Source organism: Photobacterium sp. R1 (genome assembly GCF_054600795.1).
On sequence record NZ_BAAHZP010000831.1, the window covers coordinates 1 to 247 of the forward strand.

The window sequence follows — 247 nt, forward strand, 5'->3', positions numbered from 1 at the left end:
CGTTGCGCTGGCGCCGCCAGTTCAGTCACATCACGGCGGACCGGATTGCCAACCACAGGTTTGCCCGGAAAGGCGCCCGGAAAAGCTTGCAGCACACTGGCCGCAATACGCGATAACCAGCGGTTTGTCAGGCCAGCTACCGCGTTTTGCTCGTGCAGGATCACAGGAATACCGCTGATCCAGGCAGCCACGCCACCCGGACCACTGACATAACCGCCCATGCCAAGCACTGCATCCGGTTGCCAGG

1 protein-coding gene is annotated in these 247 nt (G+C 61.9%); it reads right to left on the reverse strand.

The annotated features are described in order from the left end of the window. A partial coding sequence (locus ACYP03_RS27405) for a glycosyltransferase (protein WP_459782859.1) occupies positions 1–247 on the reverse strand: 247 nt, incomplete at both ends.